The organism is Ichthyenterobacterium magnum (genome assembly GCF_003610635.1).
Lineage (GTDB): Bacteria > Bacteroidota > Bacteroidia > Flavobacteriales > Flavobacteriaceae > Ichthyenterobacterium > Ichthyenterobacterium magnum.
Map to the genome: position 1 here is coordinate 551812 of NZ_RAQJ01000001.1, position 18232 is coordinate 570043.

Sequence of the window (18232 nt, forward strand, 5' to 3'; positions counted from 1 at the left end):
ATATCTTAAAATATTTTAAGAAGCAAGCACTTTTTCGATTAAATGTATAATTGGTAAGATTAGACTTGTAGATGGTAATTTTTTATCGATAAACTGCAGGTGTTAAAATATTAAAACACTCATTTTTTTAACTACTTTTCACTTTATTAATATACGCATTTACTCTATCTTCTAAAATTGAAAGCGTAACAGTACCTTGACCTAAAATAACTTCGTGAAAGTCTCTTATATCAAATTTAGAACCTAATTCTTTTTTGGCTTTTTTTAGTAGTTCTCTAATTTTTAACTCTCCAATTTTATACGATAATGCTTGTCCTGGCCATGAAATATAACGGTCTGTTTCAGTATTGATTTCATGAATTGACAACGCTGTATTTGCCGCCATATAGTCTACAACTTGCTGTCTCGTCCATTCCTTAGCATGAATACCTGTATCGACAACCAATCGGCAAGCTCGCCACATTTCGTAAGTTAGCTTTCCAAATTGTTCATAAGGCGTTGTATACATTCCCATATCTTCTGCCAAGAACTCACAGTATAATCCCCAACCTTCTCCATAAGCAGATAAGTATAAATCTTTTCTAAATTGCGGAATACTATCTCCTAATTCATTATTTAAACTGCCTTGTAAATGATGCCCAGGAACCGCTTCATGAACGGTTAAAGATGGCATAGTATATAAAGTTCTACTAGGCAAGTTGTAGGTATTAACCCAATAATAACCAGGATCTGTACTTCCTTTTTCTGTTCCAATATATCTTCCAGTTGTATATTTAGGAGCAATAGCATCAGGTACTGGAGCTACACCATAAGGCTTACGAGGTAAGGTTTTAAAAAAACGTGGTAATTGCGCATCTGCTCGTTTAGCCATATCTCTAGCAATCATTAAAAGCTCTTCAGGAGATTTAGCATAAAACTGCTCGTCTGTTCTTAAAAACTGTAAGAAATCTGCAAAACTACCTTTAAAGTCTAAATCTTTAATAATTTGCTCCATTTCAGACTTTATACGAGCGACTTCATTTAAACCGATTTGATGTATATCGTCAGCTGTGTATTGCTCACTTGTTGTATAAAAATTAATTCGGTTTTGATATTTTTCTTTACCATTTGGTGTTTGAGAAACACCAAGTGTGGTTCTAGTTTTAGGCAAATATTCGGTTTCAAAAAATGTTTTTATTTTTTGAAACTCAGGTGTAACATTAGTTTCTATAGCAATTTTTGCCGCTTGTAAAACAGAATCTTTTTGAGTTTGCGTTAAATCATTTGGCAAGTTTTTAAATGGCGAATAGTAGAAGCTATCTTCAAAATTATCAACAATATGTGTATCATAAGACGACTCATAACCTTTAAAAATAACTCTTGGTTGAGACACACCTTTTTCTAAACCTTCACGAAGGTTTACAAGATTCTGACTTACAAATTCTGGAATTGCATTTAGTTTGTTAAGATACGTTTTAACTTGCTCGTAATTAGCTAAAGGTCTTACTTCATATGTTAAGTTACTATGAAATCCAGAGTCTGATAATAATGGATTTAAATAGCTTTCAAATTCGTAAAAATCAATTTGATCTTGTAATACAAATTTTAATAGATCTAGAGATATTTGTTCTGTTTCACTTAAATCTTCAGTATTAATTTCTGCAAGCTGCTTAAGGGCTGTTTTAGCATATTCGGCTTCACTTTTATAATACTCCTTGGTAAAAAATCCTAATGGATACTCTTTTTCATCATATCCTTTATGGTCTTGGTAATTGGTTATTATAGCTTCTAAATTCAAGGTTGAGCTTTTTGTTTCAGCTTTATTACAACTTAAAACTGATACTACAACTAGAACTAAAATTATATTCAAATGAGTCTTCATTAATTTCTATTTATATTAATTACAATACGCTGTCAACAAACTTACAACAAGTATTACTAAGAATAAAGTAAGTCTAAAATCTTCTATCCGGATTAAAAACATCTAGCGACATCGAAGACTTTTTTTGCATGACTTCTTCTGAAACTAATTTACCAGTTGCTGTAGCCATACTCCAACCCATCATGGCATGACCTGTTGCAATAGTTAGGTTATTACATTTAGATGATTTACCAATAAAAGGCAGACCATCTGGAGAAACTGGTCGTAATCCCGAAGCTGCATTTTGTTTTTCAGTTTCTGATATTTTGATATTAGAATAAAACTCCTGAACACCTTGAGCAATTGCTTCTACTCTAACCTTATTAATATCGTGATTGATTCCTGCAATTTCCATAGTTCCTGCAAAACGTGTAAACCCATTCATAGGTGTTATGGCAACTTTTCGTTCTGTTAAAATTGCTGGAATTGTAATTCCTGTTTTTTGTTTCGTGTTAATTCGATACCCTTTTCCTGCTTGTAGCAATAAGTTTATTCCTAATTTTTTACTTAAGATTGATGACCAAGAGCCAGCAGCTAAAATAAATTCGTCTGCTTTTAATGTTGCTTTATTTGTTTTAATTGAAGTGATTTTTTCACCAACCACTTCAACATCAATAACTTTTTCGTGTAAACGAAAAACAACTCCAGATTTTTTTAAATGTGTTTTCATATCCTCCATAAATTCATGAGGCGTTGTATGAGAATCACATAAATAATACGTCGCTCCAATTGAATTTATCGTTGCATTGGGTTCTAATTTATTTATCTCATCTGAAGATAATGTAGATACATCTAAACCTTCATTTTTTGCTACAGCTGCAATTTTTATTTCTTCTTCCAAGGCCTTTTCTGTCTGACATAGCATTAAAAGCCCTTTCTTTTCATAATGAAATCTAAAACCTTCAGAATCTTTAATATCGTCGTACAACTCCTGACTTAATAAAGCTATGTCTTTTATAGTTGGAATTGCTTTAGCAACATGTTTTGCATTACAAGATTTATTAAAAGCTAAAGTCCATTTTAAGAAGTCTAAATCTAAACGTGGTTTTATATATAAAGGACTCGACTTATCGAACATCCATTTGAGTCCTTTTTTCATCACGCCTGGAGCAGACAAAGGAATGATATGACTTGGCGATAGATATCCTGCATTAACATAAGAAGCTCCAGAATCCATATTAGATTGGTCTATAACCGTTACTTTACAGCCTTCTTTTTGAAGGTAATATGCAGAACATAAGCCTATAATTCCGCCTCCAATAACAATGACTTCTTTACTCATTTTTGTCATACTGAACTTGTTTCAGTATCTCATCATTTATTAATTTCTATTAAAAAGATTCCCAATCAAGACTTCGACAAGCTCAGTCTGACAGTTGGGAATGATTTGATTTATAAAATCAAATCACCTGAAATCCATAAGCATAAGGGTCATCTTCATCATCAATCGTTATGGTGTTATGCCCAAATACTTTTGCCCAACCTTGAATGCTTGGGATAATGGCTTTTATATTATCTAATCGCGTCTCTTCTTCTACACGACCAATAAATTTGCTTCCTATAAAACTCTCATGAACAAAAGGCTCTCCAATTTTTAGTTTGCCTTTAGCATATAGTTGAGCTAAACGTGCAGATGTCCCAGTACCACAAGGACTTCTGTCGATGGCTTTATCGCCATAAAAAACAGCATTTCTTCCTGAAGAGCTCGCATCTAATGGATTTCCTGTCCACAACATATGCGACACATCTCTTATAGTTTCATTTTCAGGATGCACAAAAAGATTACGATATTTTATATTAATTCTATCTCTTACTACTTGTGAATATTGAGTAATTTTTGAAGCTGTAAAATCATGAACTCCAGAAAAATTATCTTGTGGATCAACTATTGCATAGTAATTTCCGCCATATGCAACATCAAAAGTAATCTCACCTAATTCTGGGCATTCAACAGTTAATCCTTCAGCTGCTAAATAACTTTTTACGTTAGTCAATTTTACCCAATCGACTTTATTTCCTGTTTGTTGATATTCGATTTCAACCAATCCAGCAGGTGCTTCCATTCTAATTTTTCCTGGAACCTTCGGAATTACTAAACCTTCTTCAATAACAATGGTTATTGTTCCTATTGTTCCGTGTCCACACATTGGCAAACAACCAGAAGTTTCAATAAATAAAATGGCAAAATCGTTGTCTGGATTATGTGGCGGATATAAAATGCTTCCACTCATCATATCATGGCCTCGTGGTTCAAACATCAACCCTTTACGAATCCAATCGTATTCTTTCAAAAAATGTTGTCGCTTTTCACTCATAGTATTACCAATGAGGTTTGGACCGCCTTCTTTAATAACTCTTACAGGATTTCCACAAGTGTGTGCATCAATACAAACAAAAGTTGATTTCATTCTTATAGAGCTTTAGTTGTTTGCGCATTATTAACTAATCTTGAAATACCTAGCGGATTTTCATTTTTCAATTCATTTGGAAGCAAATCATTTGGCCAATCTTGATAACTAAAAGGTCTTACCCAACGTTTTATGGAATGAATCCCAACTGCCGTAAAACGACTATCTGTTGAAGACGGATAAGGTCCTCCATGAACCATCGATGGACACACCTCAACTCCTGTTGGAACGCCATTGTAAATAATTCGTCCAACACGGTTTTGCATAGCTGAAATTATTTCAGGATAGTTTGCAACTTCGTTATCATCTGCAATTAGAGTTCCTGTTAATTGGCCTTCTAATTGTGAAATTATTTCTTCTAATTGATTTTTATCTTCGCATTGTACAACCACCGAGAAAGGTCCAAATACTTCTTGATGAAGCGTTGGATTTTCTAAAAATGTTTTCCCTTCAACTGTTGCAATGGTTTGCCTTGCATAATTTGTTTGTACATCAGATTCGTAATCTGCTACAACAGTTAAATTGGGTTGAGAAATAGCATTTTTCTTATGGTTTTCATATGCTCCAATAATGTTTGGGTGCAACATACAAGACGGTTCTATTTTCACAATCTCATTAGACAAGTCTTGAATAAAGCTTGATAGTGCATCTCCTTTAATTCCCAATAATAATCCTGGATTAGTGCAGAACTGTCCAGTTCCTAATGTGATTGAGCCAGCGTATGTTTTCGCTAGAGCTTTACCTCTATTATTTAAAGCTTTAGGAAGAATAACTACAGGATTAATACTTCCCATTTCTGCAAATACAGGAATAGGTTCTTCGCGTTGCGCTGCTAAATCGTATAATGCTCGTCCGCCTTTAATACTACCTGTAAAACCAACCGCTTTTACGCCAGCATGTTTTACCAATTGAGCTCCTACTTCTATTCCACTTGAATTTATATTTGAAAACACACCATTTGGCATTCCTGTTTTTTCTGCTGCTTTTACAATTGCAGAAGCTACTAATTCACCAGTTCCTGCATGCATTGGATGCGACTTAACGATTATTGGGCAACCTGAAGCTAAAGCTGCTGCTGTGTCTCCGCCTGCTGTTGAATAAGCCAACGGGAAGTTACTTGCTCCAAACACGACAACTGGTCCTAAAGGAATGAGCATTTTACGAATATCTGATTTTGGCATAGGTTCTCTATCGGGTTGTGCAGTATCAATTGTTGCTTCTACCCAAGACCCTTCTGCAATTAATTCGGCAAAACTTCGTAATTGTCCAACAGTTCTACCACGTTCTCCTTTGGCTCGTCCTTCTGGCAATCCCGTTTCTGAACAATAGGTTTTAATCAATTTGTCATCTAGTGCTAAAATTTCATCTGCAATCGCATTTAAAAATTCTGCCTTTCGTTTTCCTGAAAGTGTTCTAAATGTTTTAAAAGCAGTAGAAGCAAGATTAACTGCTTCATTTATTTCTTCAGAAGTTGCTTCTGTAAAAATGTTTGAGTTTTCAATATTCAACTTTGGATTAAAGGTCTTATAAACCTTAGTTCCTTTAGCAGACAATTGATTTCCTATATAATTTTTTCCTGTTATCATGATGTTTACATCATTCCCATGAAAATGGGAACCTTAAAGTTTTTACTCAAAATGTGGATTCCGCATCTCACTTCGACTACGCTCAGTGGGACAGTGCGGAATGACAAATCAATATTAATTGTTATTCTTAATTCTCTCTTTATGCTTTTCCAAATCAACTGGTTTATGAACAATTTTGGTTGATACTGGATATTTTTCTAACAAACGCTCTGGACGAATTGGCCGTTTTTCAAATCCACCACCACAATTAGGACAAATCTCATGCAGAATATTCTCTACACAATCTTTGCAATAGGTACATTCGAACGTACAAATCATTGCTTCTTTAGAATTGAAAGGCAAATCTTTATTACAATGTTCGCAAGTTGGTCTTATTTCTAGCATATTTTATTTGTGATAAACCTTTCGACTACGCTCAAGGTGGCATTTCATATTAATTATAAATTTTTATAATCCGGTAATGTTGGTCTATTTTTTAAACCATCTTCAATAACTTTTAAAACATGTTTTCGCTCTTCGCCATGTAAATTTAGACGAGGTGCACGAACGTTTTCGGTTCCAATTCCTGTGGCTACTTCTGCTAATTTAATGTTCTGTACTAATTTAGGGTTAATATCTAACTCTAACAATGGTAAAAACCATCTGTAGATTTCTAGTGCTTCTTGAATTCGTCCTGCTTTTTGCAACTCATAAATAGCAACCGTTTCTGCTGGAAATGCGCAGACTAATCCAGCAATCCATCCATCTGCTCCCATCAGTAAACTCTCTAAAGCCAAGGTATCAACTCCAGTCATAATTTTTAAGCGATTTCCAAAACGATTTTTAATTCTGGTTACATTAGAGATATCTCTTGTCGATTCTTTTACAGCTTCAATATTATTACATTTTAATAACTCATCAAACATATCTAAAGTCACCTCAACTTTATAATCTACTGGATTATTATACACCATTATTGGCAATGACGTGTTGTTGGCAACGGCTTTAAAATACTCAACCGTTTCTCTATCTCCAGATTTATAACGCATTGGTGGTAACATCATGAGACCTTTTGCACCATCTTCTTCTGCTTTTTGAGCTGCCGCAATTGCACCTTTTGTGGTTTGTTCAGCAATATTAATAAGCACAGGAACTTTGTCTTTAACGATGTCAACTGAGGTTCTTGTTAGTATGCGTTTTTCGTCATCACTTAAGGTGCTTGCTTCACCTAAAGTTCCTCCTAAAACAATACCATGCACACCTGCTTCTAATTGCGCTTCGATATTATGTTCAAACATATGCAAGTCTAAAGTATCTTTATCTGTAAACTTGGTTGTTACTGCTGGCATTACGCCTTTCCATTTAATACTCATAAGTTATTTTTTGATGAAGTAAAATTACTTTATGAAAACGAATATAATTGTTATAGATTTATCCAAATAGAATACTATATTATCCTTATTATTTGTTTAATATATAAAAACGAATAGTATTTGCGTAATTTTGAAGCACTGAATCAAGTTCAGCATAAAATGAAAGTTCTTCCTTTTAAAATACCGAAACCAGAATTTGATACACTTATCTTTCAAGAAGACAAGGATGACTTCTTTTTTGACAAACTGCATCAGCACGAAGAAATTCAGTTAAGTTATATTATTGAAGGTGAAGGCACATTAATTGTTGGAGACACTATAAATTATTATAAGCCTGATGATGTTTTAGTTATTGGTAGTCATATTCCGCATGTTTTTAAAAGTGATATGCAATCCAATAAGAGTTCTCATATGCTGACTCTCTTTTTCACGGAATCCTCATTTGGAGATGTTTTTTTTCAACTTGAAGAATTAAAAGAATCTAATAACTTCTTTAAACGCAGCAAACAAGGTTTTAAAGTGATGTCTCATAAAAAATCATTGAAAGCACTTTTTTTTCAACTTAAATCTGCTTCTAAAATGAGGCAATTTATTCTATTATTAGAGTTGCTTCAAACTATAAGTAAAGCCAATTACAAAAGCTTGTCGTCTTTTATTTATGATAAAACATACACTGACATTGAAGGGAACAGAATGCGTGATGTGTTTGATTATACCATGGATAATTATAACTTCAATATTTCTTTAAACACCATCGCAGAAGTTGCTAATATGACTAAAAATGCCTTCTGTAAATACTTTAAAAAACGAACCAATAAAACCTATGTTCAATTTTTAAACGAATTACGAATAGACCATGCGTGCAAACTATTATTAACTCAAAAAGAATTGTCCGTTATAGAAATTGCTGAACGTACTGGATTTAACAATCTATCTAACTTTAATAGACAATTTAAAACGATAAAAAGAATGAATCCTTCTGAGTTTAGGAAACAAAAGAGGCTGTTTTAAAAGTGTCATTCAAAATAGAAATGAAGAATCTCAATAAAATAAAATTTTGATTTATAACTATTTGAGATTTTTCGACTCCGCTCAAAATGACAATTTAATGGAAGTTTTGACAAATGCCAAGATCTACTTTTATATCTTTTTTACGTAATCTGTAATAATAACCGTTAGCGTAGGACCAACTTTACCTTCGATATATTTTTCGTTTTCATGATCTAAACGAATGTTTCGTACAGCTGTTCCTTGTTTAGCAATCATGCTTGAACCTTTCACTTTTAAATCTTTAATCAATACTACAGAATCTCCAACTTGTAGAACGACGCCATTAACATCGCGATGAATTAATTTTTCAGGGTCGGCTTCGCCTTCGCCTGTGGCTTTAGCAAATTCTAGAACCTCATCTTCCATATACATCATATCTAACAAGTCTTGCGGCCAACCTTCATTTCGCAATCTAGAAAGCATTCTCCAAGCTGCTACTTGTACAGCTTGATGCTCGCTCCACATACTATCGTTTAAACAGCGCCAATGGTTTACATCTGTAGTCTCTTTGTCTTCAATTTGGCCCACACAAGTTTTACAAGCAAGTAAAGATTTATCTAAGCTTTCTTCTTTTGCTGGAGCAAGTGTATATACTTGCAAATGTTCGTCATTACTACATAATTCGCATTTATGGTCTGCTCTCTTTTTTAATTCTCTTTCTAAACTCATTATCTCAATTTTATTTTGCAAAAGTACATTTATTATTATAAGCTTGCTCTTATCTTTTTTGGTAAACTTTTAACAACCAAATCATACGAATGGTCTATTAATTCTGATAATAGTTTAGGTGAAATCTCTCCTTTATAAACCCTAACAGTGTTCCAGTGTTTTTTACTCATATGATAACCTGGCTCGACACTTTCGTAGGTTTCACGAAGTTCTAATGCATAATCTGGATCACATTTTAAATTAATTGCGGCTTCACCTTTTTCCCAAGTATCTAACCCTGTTAACAAAAACATTTTTCCAAGCACCTTAAACACGAGAACATTATCATCAAACGGAAAATGTTCTGTGACAGCCTTTTTATTGAGGCAATACTCGTAAAGTTGTTCTATATTCATTTAATGAGTTTTTGCGGCTTTTCTTCAATCTTTAAAGCGGAAAAGTCTAGCTCCCAGCCTAACGTTTGTACAATGCTTTCCATCAAACCAATAGTTTGTAATGCTTCTTTTTGAGCAGCTTGAATTAAACCACTTTCAGGAATTTTATCATGAATATGTTTCTTTGCTTCTTGGTGTAACTCTGTAAGGTCAGATGCTTCAAATTTGTTGAAATACCCATCTTTTTTATCGTAGTAATTAAGGTTAGTTTCTACACTTAGCACTTCAGGTTGAGGAAAATGATTCAGAAAAATCTTCTTTGAATCTTTATCTGCCTGTAATTGGATCTTAGACAAATCATAGCCAACATGAGCTTTAGCATTTACAACAACTAACGCCTTTTTTTTGCTGCTTATCATCTTTAAAAACTTTTCTTTTACATCTTCATAATGATAAATTTCTGCAAAATCTCCTTCAACGGTAATAAATTTACAAACGGTTTTTATTTTATCTAAAAGCAATACAGATTGTGCTTTAACTAAACTTTTTTTCTTGAGCGATTTAACATAAGTTACTACAACTAAGCTTAGCAATATTCCAATTACAATTCCTAAAAAGGCTTCCATTATTTTGTTGGTTTATTTTATTATCATAACTCCTAAAGCAATTAGTATTCCAAAATTTAATCTTCTTCTATTTTGTACAAAATAGGCTTACTTGGTGAAGCGTCATTCTCAAAAGGCGCTATTTGTAAGTTTAAAAAATAACAGCCATCATCTATATTATTAGGTACAAAAATAAACTCAGTTATTGTTGCATCTAATCGTAATTTCCCTTTAGTATTCCAAAATGCGTTGTGTGATAAAAGTTCGCCATTATCTTTCTCTTTATCTACACTTGGTAAGTCTATTAATAAATGCTTTATCCCTTTCTTTTTAAGGTACTCTGCAGCTTCTTCTAACACATAGGTTGGATTAGTATTTGAATATTGTTTAGACAATTTTTCAGTTGTATTTGGTATTGTACGAATAATAATAGCATCTCGCTTTTTGTTGCCTAAAGCAAATTGAAGTTGTTTTTTAGAAATTACAAAATCGTCTTCATGTTTTTCTGGAGCAACTGTAACAACTTCTGCCAAAAAGAAAAACTGCTTTAAATTTTTATTTATAGAGTGTACTTTTTCTGTAATATGACCAGCACATTCTGTATGTGTTCCGTGTGCATGAGGATTAAACTGAATACTATTAAAATTAACAGATGCACCTTCTTTTACAGCTACTGTTAAATCATCAAATACAACAGGTTTAATACTTGGCTCGTCTAAATACCATGCATTTACATTATTTTTTGAAGCTTTAAGCGGAATAGAAATATCTAATGGTTTTGATAAATCTATTTTAAGTTTTTTAGAATTGTATTGAATGGTTGCGAGCACTTTTTAGTCGTCAGTTTACAGTATTTAGTTGTCAGTCAAACAAAACACCAAATTAGTATTGCTTTTTAGTAAAAATAAGAATTTCAATTAGTTTATCATAAATAAGTTTGAGGCAATTCCATCAATTAAAAATTGACCTTTTTGCGTTGTTTTTAATGTATTATCTGTATTAGAAACTTCAAGCAATCCTTGTGATATATACTCTTTAGCAGTGCTTAATAAATGTGTTTTATAACTAGCTCCAAACACTTGCTCAATAGTTGTTAAAGAAATACCCCAAATGGTTCTCAAACCTATCATTATCGATTCGTTAAAGCTGTCATTTTTTGATAAGGTTTCTATCTCATTTGGTAAAATTCCTACAGCAATACTTCTAATGTATTTAGAATTGTTTCTAACATTCCAGCTGCGTTGCTTGCCATTAAATGAATGTGCAGATGGACCGATTCCTAAATACGGTTTTCCTAACCAATAACTCGTATTGTGTTTAGAAAAATAGTTAGGCTTTCCAAAGTTTGAAATCTCATAATGTACAAAGCCTTGCTTTTGGGTTTCGACAACTAAAATATCAAATTGTTCCTGAGCTTGTTGCTCATCTAAACTTGGGTATTTGCCTTGTTTTATAAATGCATCTAAAGCTGTTTTTGGTTCTACAGTTAGTGCATAGCTTGAGATGTGATTAATGTCAAAACCAAAAGCAACATTCAAATTTTCTCGCCATTGTTGATTGCTTAAATTAGGGATTCCGTAAATTAAATCGATTGTGATATTATCAAAGTAACGAGTTGCCGTTGATAAACATGCTTTAGCCTCAACAGCATTGTGCGCTCGATTCATGAGTTTTAAATCGTCTTCAAAAAATGATTGAACACCTATGCTTAAACGGTTTATTGGTGTATTTGCTAAATCGTTTATTCGTTGATTGGTTAAATCGTCAGGATTCGCTTCTAAAGTGATTTCTGGAGTATCAATTACTTGATAATTCTTGTAAACTGAATTAATTATTAATTCTATTTCATCGTTAGATAATAATGAAGGTGTTCCGCCACCAAAATAGATGGTTTCTATAGTATGGTTTTCAAGTTCATCTTTGCGTAATTCTAATTCTTTTATTAGCGCATGTATTAACTCATTTTTCTTTTTAAAAGATGTTGAAAAATGAAAATCACAGTAGTGACATGCTTGTTTACAAAATGGTATGTGAATGTAGATTCCTGCCATTATACAGATTTAAGCCATACTATTAGAAAAGAAATTCCATAACCTAAAAACATATAAAGTACAATAGCGAAAAAATAAACTAAAAAGGTTTTTATAATAGTCAATAAGCTTTTCTTCTGAAAAAATGACGAAAGCGCATACAGAACATAAACAAGTAGTAATATAAAAGGCAACATTTTATATTGAGGATTTCCAAACTTGAGTCCAAATATCATAAGTGTAGTAATTATGATATAGAAACCAACTATATAGAATGAAACGGCTAAATATTCAGGTAAAGAATATTTTTTAAAGAAAAAAACTTTCATCATAATGGCAAAAGAAAACACAAAAGTAAAAATGATATTATTAATGTTTTTTGCCATAAACACACCTGCTTTATTAAACAGACTTATGTCTAAAGATTCATGTTGAACCTGTGCAATGTTTTGCATAGGATCATAGTTTAAAAGCGTTTTAACAATTACATAAATAATAGTTGTTAATATAAAAAATGAAACTGGCTTATAATAAGTTTTTCGTTTACCACATAAAAAATCTCTAAAAAGCTTTCCTGGATTTACAATCAATGTTTTTATTGTTCTCCATAAAGGAGCATCAAGAGAAAACATTGCATCAATAATATCATTAAATGTTTCAGAAAAAGTAACTTTGTTTATGGAAGTACGTTGCCCACAATTTTCACAGTAATTACTAGTAATTTTTGAATCACAGTTTTTACAAGTTTTAAGATTATCCATAAAAATTATTTCTTAATGCGATTTTCGTTTTGCTTTACAAAAGCACTCCATCCAGAATAACTCTTACCAACCTCAACGCGACCTTCATTATAAAAATGACATACAGCAGCTGCTAAACCATCCATAGAATCTAAGTTTTTAGGCAAGGTTTTTAAGCCTAATAAACTCTGAAGCATCTTAGCTACTTGCTCTTTACTCGCATTACCATTTCCTGTAATTGCCATTTTTATTTTTTTTGGCGCATACTCTGTAATTGGTACTTCTCGGCTTAAACCTGCTGCCATAGCAACACCTTGAGCTCTTCCTAATTTTAACATAGATTGTACATTCTTTCCAAAGAAAGGTGCTTCAATGGCTATTTCATCTGGATGATGAGTATCTATAAGTTCAACAGTACGTTCAAAAATAAGCTTGAGTTTTAAGTAATGATTGTTGTACTTTTTTAAATCTAGCTCGTTTAATTGTATAAATTGCATCTTCTTTCCAACTACTTTTATGAGTCCGAAACCCATTATGGTAGTTCCTGGATCGATGCCTAGTATAATTTTTTCTTTGCTCATTAATCGCAATATTGACAGCCACTTAACGAAAACGTAACACCAAAGGTTACATTAAGTAAATTACCATTAAACGAACCATAACCTTTAGTAATTGGATCAAAATCTTTTCCGAGACCTAAAATATAAGATACATCTGTATAAATAGACATACGTTTGGTTATACCATAATGCACTTCAAATCCAGCCATAACATTTAAAAACGACAGCTTATTTGCACCGTAATTTCCTAAAGGTTTTACAAATGAAAATCCTGGTCCTGCATGTGCTTCTACACCTAAGCGTTCTGGTAAAAATGTAATTGATTGTGTTGGATCATAAACAAATTGTGCATTAATACGAGAATAATTAGCTTTAAACTCTGCAGTATTATCTGCGTTTGAAAAACGATTAAAACCAAAATCTAATTTTGCACCAAACTGTGGTTTAAACATACGTTGAAAACCTAAATTAACTGTAGGAAAGTTAACTGATTTACCTTCAAACCCATCAACAAAACCAGATTGTGATGGTCCATTTAAACCAATTGCTATTTGAGCTTTCCATTTATTTATATCTCTTTGCGCAAATGCAAATGTTGATACAAACAATAGCAAAGCCATTATTTTATACGTTTCGTTTTTAAAATTTGAGGTCATGTTATAATAATGATTTATTTTGTACTATGCATTTTGGAAGCCTTCCTTACAAAACTAAACAATTCTTTTTTGTGCTTATTAAATTAAGTATTGTTGTTGGTGCTTTTTATTTTATCTATCAAAAACTTCTTGATAATGAGAACTTAGATTTTAGAACATTTATTGAGTTTTTATCTAAAAATGATGTGCTTTCGTTAAAAAACGTTGGGTTTTTATTGATTTTAACCTTTTTAAATTGGTTTTTTGAAATTGTAAAATGGAAAACACTAGTTGGCTCATTTAAAAGAATAGCATTCAAAAATGCATTAGAACAAAGTTTAGGTGCTTTAACAGCATCTCTATTTACACCAAATAGAGTTGGTGAATATGGTGCGAAAGCTATTTATTATCCTTCAAAAAACAGAAAACAAATTCTCTTACTCAATTTACTTAGCAATATTATGCAAATGAGTGTTACTGTTTTATTTGGTATAGTAGGCTTGTATTTTTTTAAAACGCAATATGAATTGGACATCAATTATTACAAAGTCTCTCAGTTTTTAATTATTATTTTAGTAGTTAGTGCATTTGCTATTCTAGGATTAAAACAGACTAAGTTTAAACTTAAAGGGTTTTTAATTGAAACCATTAAAGCTTTTTTTAAACACCTGCCAAGAAAAATTCATGTTCTTGGGTTTCTATTTTCCTTAATTCGTTATTTAATTTTTTCATTTCAGTTTTATTATTTACTTCGCATTTTTGGAGTAGATGTTTATTACGGTAATGCTATGATTGTTATTACAACTATGTATTTATTAGCATCTATAATTCCGTCCATTTTTATTTTTGACGTTGTTGTAAAAGGCAGTGTTGCTGTATATTTGTTTTCTATGGTTGATGTTAATGAGTTTACAATACTTAGTATTGTTATGCTTATGTGGTTGCTAAATTTTGTATTGCCAAGCATTTTTGGTAGTTATCATGTGCTCAATTTTAATCTCTCGAAAAACAATACTAAATGATAACAACCTTAATTATTATCATATCTATTTTATACTTGATTTTAATAGGACGTTTTATTATAGGATTTGATAAAGTTTCTCATTTTATTATTGAAGATATTGAGTCAAAAACAAGGTTTTCTATTATTATTCCGTTTAGAAATGAAGCTGAAAATTTACCTAATCTTTTAAAATCTATTTCTGAACTTAATTACCCTAAACACTTGTACGAAGTTCTTTTTATTAATGATAAATCTGATGATAAATCACACAAACTAGTAACAAGATTTAGAGATTCGCATCATAACATCAAACTCTTTAATAATATTAGACTTACTAATTCACCAAAAAAGGATGCCATTACATTAGCCATCAATCAATCGCAATTTAACTGGATTGTTACTACAGATGCTGATTGCATTTTGCCTAAATACTGGTTAGATAGTTTTGATTATTTTATTCAAAAAAACGATAGTGCTTTTATTGTCGCTCCAGTTACTTACACAGGTTTAGATTCATTTATAAACCGTTTTCAATTACTTGATTTTTTAAGCCTGCAAGGTGCTACCATTGGTGGTTTTGGCATAAAAAAACCTTTTTTATGCAATGGTGCCAACCTAGCGTATACAAAGCAATTATTTGAAACCATTAATGGCTTTGAAGGAAACACAAAAATTGCAAGTGGTGATGATATATTCATGCTAGAAAAGGCACTTAAACAAATGCCTAAAAAAGTTCACTATTTAAAAAACAAACATTCGGTTGTTTTAACTAAACCACAAAAAAACTTAAAAGGTTTAATTGCTCAACGCATACGTTGGGCTGCAAAAACATCAAATTATAACAACTTATTTGCTAAAGCTGTTGGGCTTCTTGTTTTGTTTTTAAACGCGACACTAATTTGCACTTTAATACTATCTATAGTAGATATTGTATCACTTAAATTTTTAATGTACATATGGGTAATTAAATTTAGTGTCGACTTTCTACTTTTATTTAAAACAGCTCGTTTTTTTAATCAAGAACATGTTTTAGCCTCTTATTTTTTTGCAAGTATATTGTATCCCTTTTTTAGTATATATATTGCTTTTGTTTCTGTATTTAAAGGCTATAAATGGAAAGGAAGAGCTTACAACAAATAATGCTACTATCATTTATTTTTGTTAGATTTACAAGAATTGTAATCTCAATTTCTGATGAAAAAAATTGTCTTCTTTTTATGTTTTTTGTTTAGCCTTACATCTATAAACGCTCAAGATGTCTATATAGTCAATGAAAAAAAAATTCAGCTAAAAACAGCTGTTAATGGCAATCTTGACCTTCTTTGGAATATTATTGATAATGAATATCGCTATTTTGTAAAAAACGAAAGTAATACTATTATAGAGCTTAAAAACACAAAAAAAGACAAAAAATATCAAGAAGAATATAAAGACTTATTAGGCGAACTCACTAATGGCTCGATGCCTACAAACAAATTACGATTTACACTATATGACTTAACAAATTTTGTTGATGATTACAACTCAAAGGTTAATCCAGACTATCAATCATTAATAAGTAGAAGTAAAATTCTATTGAGATTAAGTGTTTTTGGAGGCATTACAAATAGTCCTTTTATTACCAATATAGATAATGTAAAAACACCTTTGTTTGGTACCGAACTAGAAGTTGTAGAAGGTAATAGAATTTCTAGACATGCAGTTTTTATGCAATTAAAACATGTTCTAGAGCATGATGACCTTAATTATTCTACAACAGAATTAGCTCTAGGTTATAGATTTAGATTTGTTAATGCTGAAACGTTTAGTTTATATGGAAACGTAAAATTTGCAACCTTAAATTTCTCTAAAGCAACTATTATTGTCAATAATAATGGAACTTTAAATTCTCAAGACATTAGTGAAACAGCATTTGATGTGCCTTTTATTTTTGGTATTGGAGCAGATATACGGGTTTCTGAAAACAGTTTTATAACACTTGCTTACAATGAACTTTTTGCATTATTACTAGATAATCAAGGTAATTTTTCTACCGATTTCTCGGTTGGTTATAAGTTTAATTTATAATGAGTTTATTAAATTTTAAATCATCTAATCCTGTATTTACAGGCTATTTTTGGGATAACCCTAAAAGTGTTTCAAAAAAAATGACAGTTACTGGCATTTTTATAAAATCGCTAATTTCTATTCTTGTAATAGCAGCAATAACTGGCTACATCTGGAAAATAAATGAAGGCGGAATGCCTGTTAGGTGGTTTACTCTTGGTGGAATGTTAGGCGCTATTATTATTAGTGTTGTAATTTCTGTACGCAAAAATTGGGCGCATATTTTGGTACCTCTTTATGTAATTGCAAAAGGTTGTTTTTTAGGAGGTTTTTCGTCTTATGCTCATGCCAAATTTCCTGAGATGCCATATCAAGCTATTGGTGTTACTATTGTAACATTTTTTATAATGCTTGTTTTTTATCAAACACGAATTATTGTTGTAACAAAAAAATTGAGAAGTGTAATTATTACTGCAACAGTAAGTATCATGGTCGTTTACATTATTTCATTTATACTAAGCATTTTTGGCATTAAATCTTACCTTTGGGGAACGTCTTGGTTTGCTATTGTATTTAACTGTATAGCCGCAATTGTAGCTTCTTTTGCACTGCTTCTAGATTTTGAATATATAGAACGTTATAAAAACCGAGCTCCTAAACATAATGAATGGCTGGCAACTTGGGGTCTTTTAGCAACTCTTATCTGGCTATATGTAGAAATACTTAGATTGATGCAGAAATTAGCAATTAGGTTTTAATCAATTTTTACAACTATTGGTAGGCTAAACTGAGTTGCAACTTGTTGGCTTCTTTTAATAGCAGGATAAATTTTTGGAAGTGTATCTAAACAGCTAATTACCAAACTATCTAACTGTGGAATTTGTGCTTTTGTAACTGCTTTACTAATAATATTATCAATTGAAAACTTACCTGTGTTGCTAATCGTAATTTTTAATTGAATGGTGTCGTCAACATTGTCATTAACAATAATTTTATACTTAGATAAATTAGTATTTAAAATGTTTCTTAATGTATTTTCAAAACACACTTTTTTATTAGATTTCCCTAAAGTAGAATCACATATTGCAAAAGTGGGATATTCATCAACATCATTCCAATTAAACGTTTGTAATTCTTCTTCTAAAAGGTCTTCTGTATATACTTTTTTTGTATTAAAATAGTTGCATGAACTTAACAACACCAAACAAAAAATAAGAAGTAATTGCTTCATTTATATTAATCTGAAGCTGAAAAGTACAATTTTTTTAGGTTCA

20 protein-coding genes are annotated in these 18232 nt (G+C 31.6%); 5 read left to right on the forward strand and 15 right to left on the reverse strand.

Going from position 1 to position 18232, the window contains the following annotated elements; translation table 11 throughout:
- Positions 1 to 127: 127 nt before the first annotated feature.
- The 6 genes from BXY80_RS02660 to BXY80_RS02685 all read right to left on the reverse strand — a co-directional run bounded on the left by BXY80_RS02660 (position 128) and on the right by BXY80_RS02685 (position 7246).
- Entirely contained in the window at positions 128 to 1861 is a 1734-nt protein-coding gene (locus BXY80_RS02660) for a DUF885 domain-containing protein (protein ID WP_120199661.1), read from the reverse strand.
- A gap of 73 nt (positions 1862 to 1934) precedes the next feature.
- Positions 1935 to 3182, reverse strand: coding sequence for an NAD(P)/FAD-dependent oxidoreductase (locus BXY80_RS02665; RefSeq protein ID WP_120200335.1), 1248 nt, complete (start codon positions 3180 to 3182; stop codon positions 1935 to 1937).
- Between the two features lie 118 nt (positions 3183 to 3300).
- Positions 3301 to 4308, reverse strand: coding sequence for a 4-hydroxyproline epimerase (locus tag BXY80_RS02670; protein ID WP_120199662.1), 1008 nt, complete (start codon positions 4306 to 4308; stop codon positions 3301 to 3303).
- Positions 4309 to 4310: 2 nt separating this feature from the next.
- Positions 4311 to 5894, reverse strand: a complete 1584-nt coding sequence (locus tag BXY80_RS02675) for an aldehyde dehydrogenase (NADP(+)) (RefSeq protein ID WP_120199663.1) — start codon at positions 5892 to 5894, stop codon at positions 4311 to 4313.
- A gap of 114 nt (positions 5895 to 6008) precedes the next feature.
- Complete coding sequence (locus BXY80_RS02680; RefSeq protein ID WP_120199664.1) at positions 6009 to 6278, reverse strand: DUF1272 domain-containing protein; 270 nt, start codon at positions 6276 to 6278, stop codon at positions 6009 to 6011.
- A 53-nt stretch (positions 6279 to 6331) separates the two neighbouring features.
- A complete protein-coding gene (locus BXY80_RS02685) occupies positions 6332 to 7246 on the reverse strand; it encodes a dihydrodipicolinate synthase family protein (RefSeq protein WP_120199665.1) in 915 nt (304 codons plus the stop codon).
- A gap of 159 nt (positions 7247 to 7405) precedes the next feature.
- Here BXY80_RS02685 and BXY80_RS02690 point away from each other — a divergent pair, with 159 nt between their 5' ends.
- Positions 7406 to 8257, forward strand: coding sequence for an AraC family transcriptional regulator (locus BXY80_RS02690; protein ID WP_120200336.1), 852 nt, complete (start codon positions 7406 to 7408; stop codon positions 8255 to 8257).
- A gap of 129 nt (positions 8258 to 8386) precedes the next feature.
- Here the strand turns inward: BXY80_RS02690 and BXY80_RS02695 are convergent, their stop codons facing one another.
- The 8 genes from BXY80_RS02695 to BXY80_RS02730 all read right to left on the reverse strand — a co-directional run bounded on the left by BXY80_RS02695 (position 8387) and on the right by BXY80_RS02730 (position 13930).
- Positions 8387 to 8965, reverse strand: a complete 579-nt coding sequence (locus BXY80_RS02695; RefSeq protein ID WP_120199666.1) for a PhnA domain-containing protein — start codon at positions 8963 to 8965, stop codon at positions 8387 to 8389.
- 35 nt (positions 8966 to 9000) lie between these two features.
- Complete coding sequence (locus tag BXY80_RS02700; protein WP_120199667.1) at positions 9001 to 9360, reverse strand: MmcQ/YjbR family DNA-binding protein; 360 nt, start codon at positions 9358 to 9360, stop codon at positions 9001 to 9003.
- Entirely contained in the window at positions 9357 to 9965 is a 609-nt protein-coding gene (locus BXY80_RS02705; protein WP_120199668.1) for a DUF4230 domain-containing protein, read from the reverse strand. Before BXY80_RS02705 ends, BXY80_RS02700 begins: the two co-directional genes overlap by 4 nt.
- Before the next feature lie 56 nt (positions 9966 to 10021).
- On the reverse strand, positions 10022 to 10774 hold the full coding sequence (locus tag BXY80_RS02710; RefSeq protein WP_120199669.1) for a cyclase family protein: 753 nt from the start codon (positions 10772 to 10774) through the stop codon (positions 10022 to 10024).
- Positions 10775 to 10861: 87 nt separating this feature from the next.
- A complete protein-coding gene (gene hemW / locus BXY80_RS02715) occupies positions 10862 to 11995 on the reverse strand; it encodes a radical SAM family heme chaperone HemW (protein WP_120199670.1) in 1134 nt (377 codons plus the stop codon).
- Entirely contained in the window at positions 11995 to 12735 is a 741-nt protein-coding gene (locus BXY80_RS02720; RefSeq protein ID WP_120199671.1) for a DUF3667 domain-containing protein, read from the reverse strand. The genes hemW and BXY80_RS02720 overlap by 1 nt, the downstream gene beginning before the upstream one ends.
- 5 nt (positions 12736 to 12740) lie before the next feature.
- Complete coding sequence (gene ruvC, locus BXY80_RS02725) at positions 12741 to 13295, reverse strand: crossover junction endodeoxyribonuclease RuvC (RefSeq protein WP_120199672.1); 555 nt, start codon at positions 13293 to 13295, stop codon at positions 12741 to 12743.
- Entirely contained in the window at positions 13295 to 13930 is a 636-nt protein-coding gene (locus BXY80_RS02730; RefSeq protein ID WP_120199673.1) for a cell envelope biogenesis protein OmpA, read from the reverse strand. The genes ruvC and BXY80_RS02730 overlap by 1 nt, the downstream gene beginning before the upstream one ends.
- 26 nt (positions 13931 to 13956) lie before the next feature.
- Between BXY80_RS02730 and BXY80_RS02735 the strand changes: the two genes are divergently transcribed.
- Genes BXY80_RS02735 through BXY80_RS02750 form a run of 4 tightly spaced genes read left to right on the forward strand, consistent with a single transcriptional unit; the run spans position 13957 to position 17716 of the window.
- A complete protein-coding gene (locus BXY80_RS02735) occupies positions 13957 to 14931 on the forward strand; it encodes a lysylphosphatidylglycerol synthase domain-containing protein (protein WP_120199674.1) in 975 nt (324 codons plus the stop codon).
- The gene (locus tag BXY80_RS02740) at positions 14928 to 16052 is read left to right on the forward strand and encodes a glycosyltransferase family 2 protein (protein WP_120199675.1); all 1125 of its coding nucleotides are present in this window, start codon (positions 14928 to 14930) and stop codon (positions 16050 to 16052) included. The genes BXY80_RS02735 and BXY80_RS02740 overlap by 4 nt, the downstream gene beginning before the upstream one ends.
- Before the next feature lie 54 nt (positions 16053 to 16106).
- On the forward strand, positions 16107 to 16979 hold the full coding sequence (locus BXY80_RS02745; RefSeq protein ID WP_120199676.1) for an outer membrane beta-barrel protein: 873 nt from the start codon (positions 16107 to 16109) through the stop codon (positions 16977 to 16979).
- Positions 16979 to 17716 carry a Bax inhibitor-1/YccA family protein gene (locus tag BXY80_RS02750; RefSeq protein WP_120199677.1) on the forward strand — a complete coding sequence of 246 codons (738 nt, stop codon included), beginning with the start codon at positions 16979 to 16981 and terminating at the stop codon, positions 17714 to 17716. The genes BXY80_RS02745 and BXY80_RS02750 overlap by 1 nt, the downstream gene beginning before the upstream one ends.
- On the opposite strand, the gene BXY80_RS02755 is transcribed toward BXY80_RS02750, so the two are convergent.
- Positions 17713 to 18189: a hypothetical protein gene (locus tag BXY80_RS02755; RefSeq protein WP_120199678.1), complete on the reverse strand. Its 477-nt coding sequence runs from the start codon at positions 18187 to 18189 to the stop codon at positions 17713 to 17715. The genes BXY80_RS02750 and BXY80_RS02755 overlap by 4 nt on opposite strands.
- Positions 18190 to 18232: the final 43 nt, after the last annotated feature.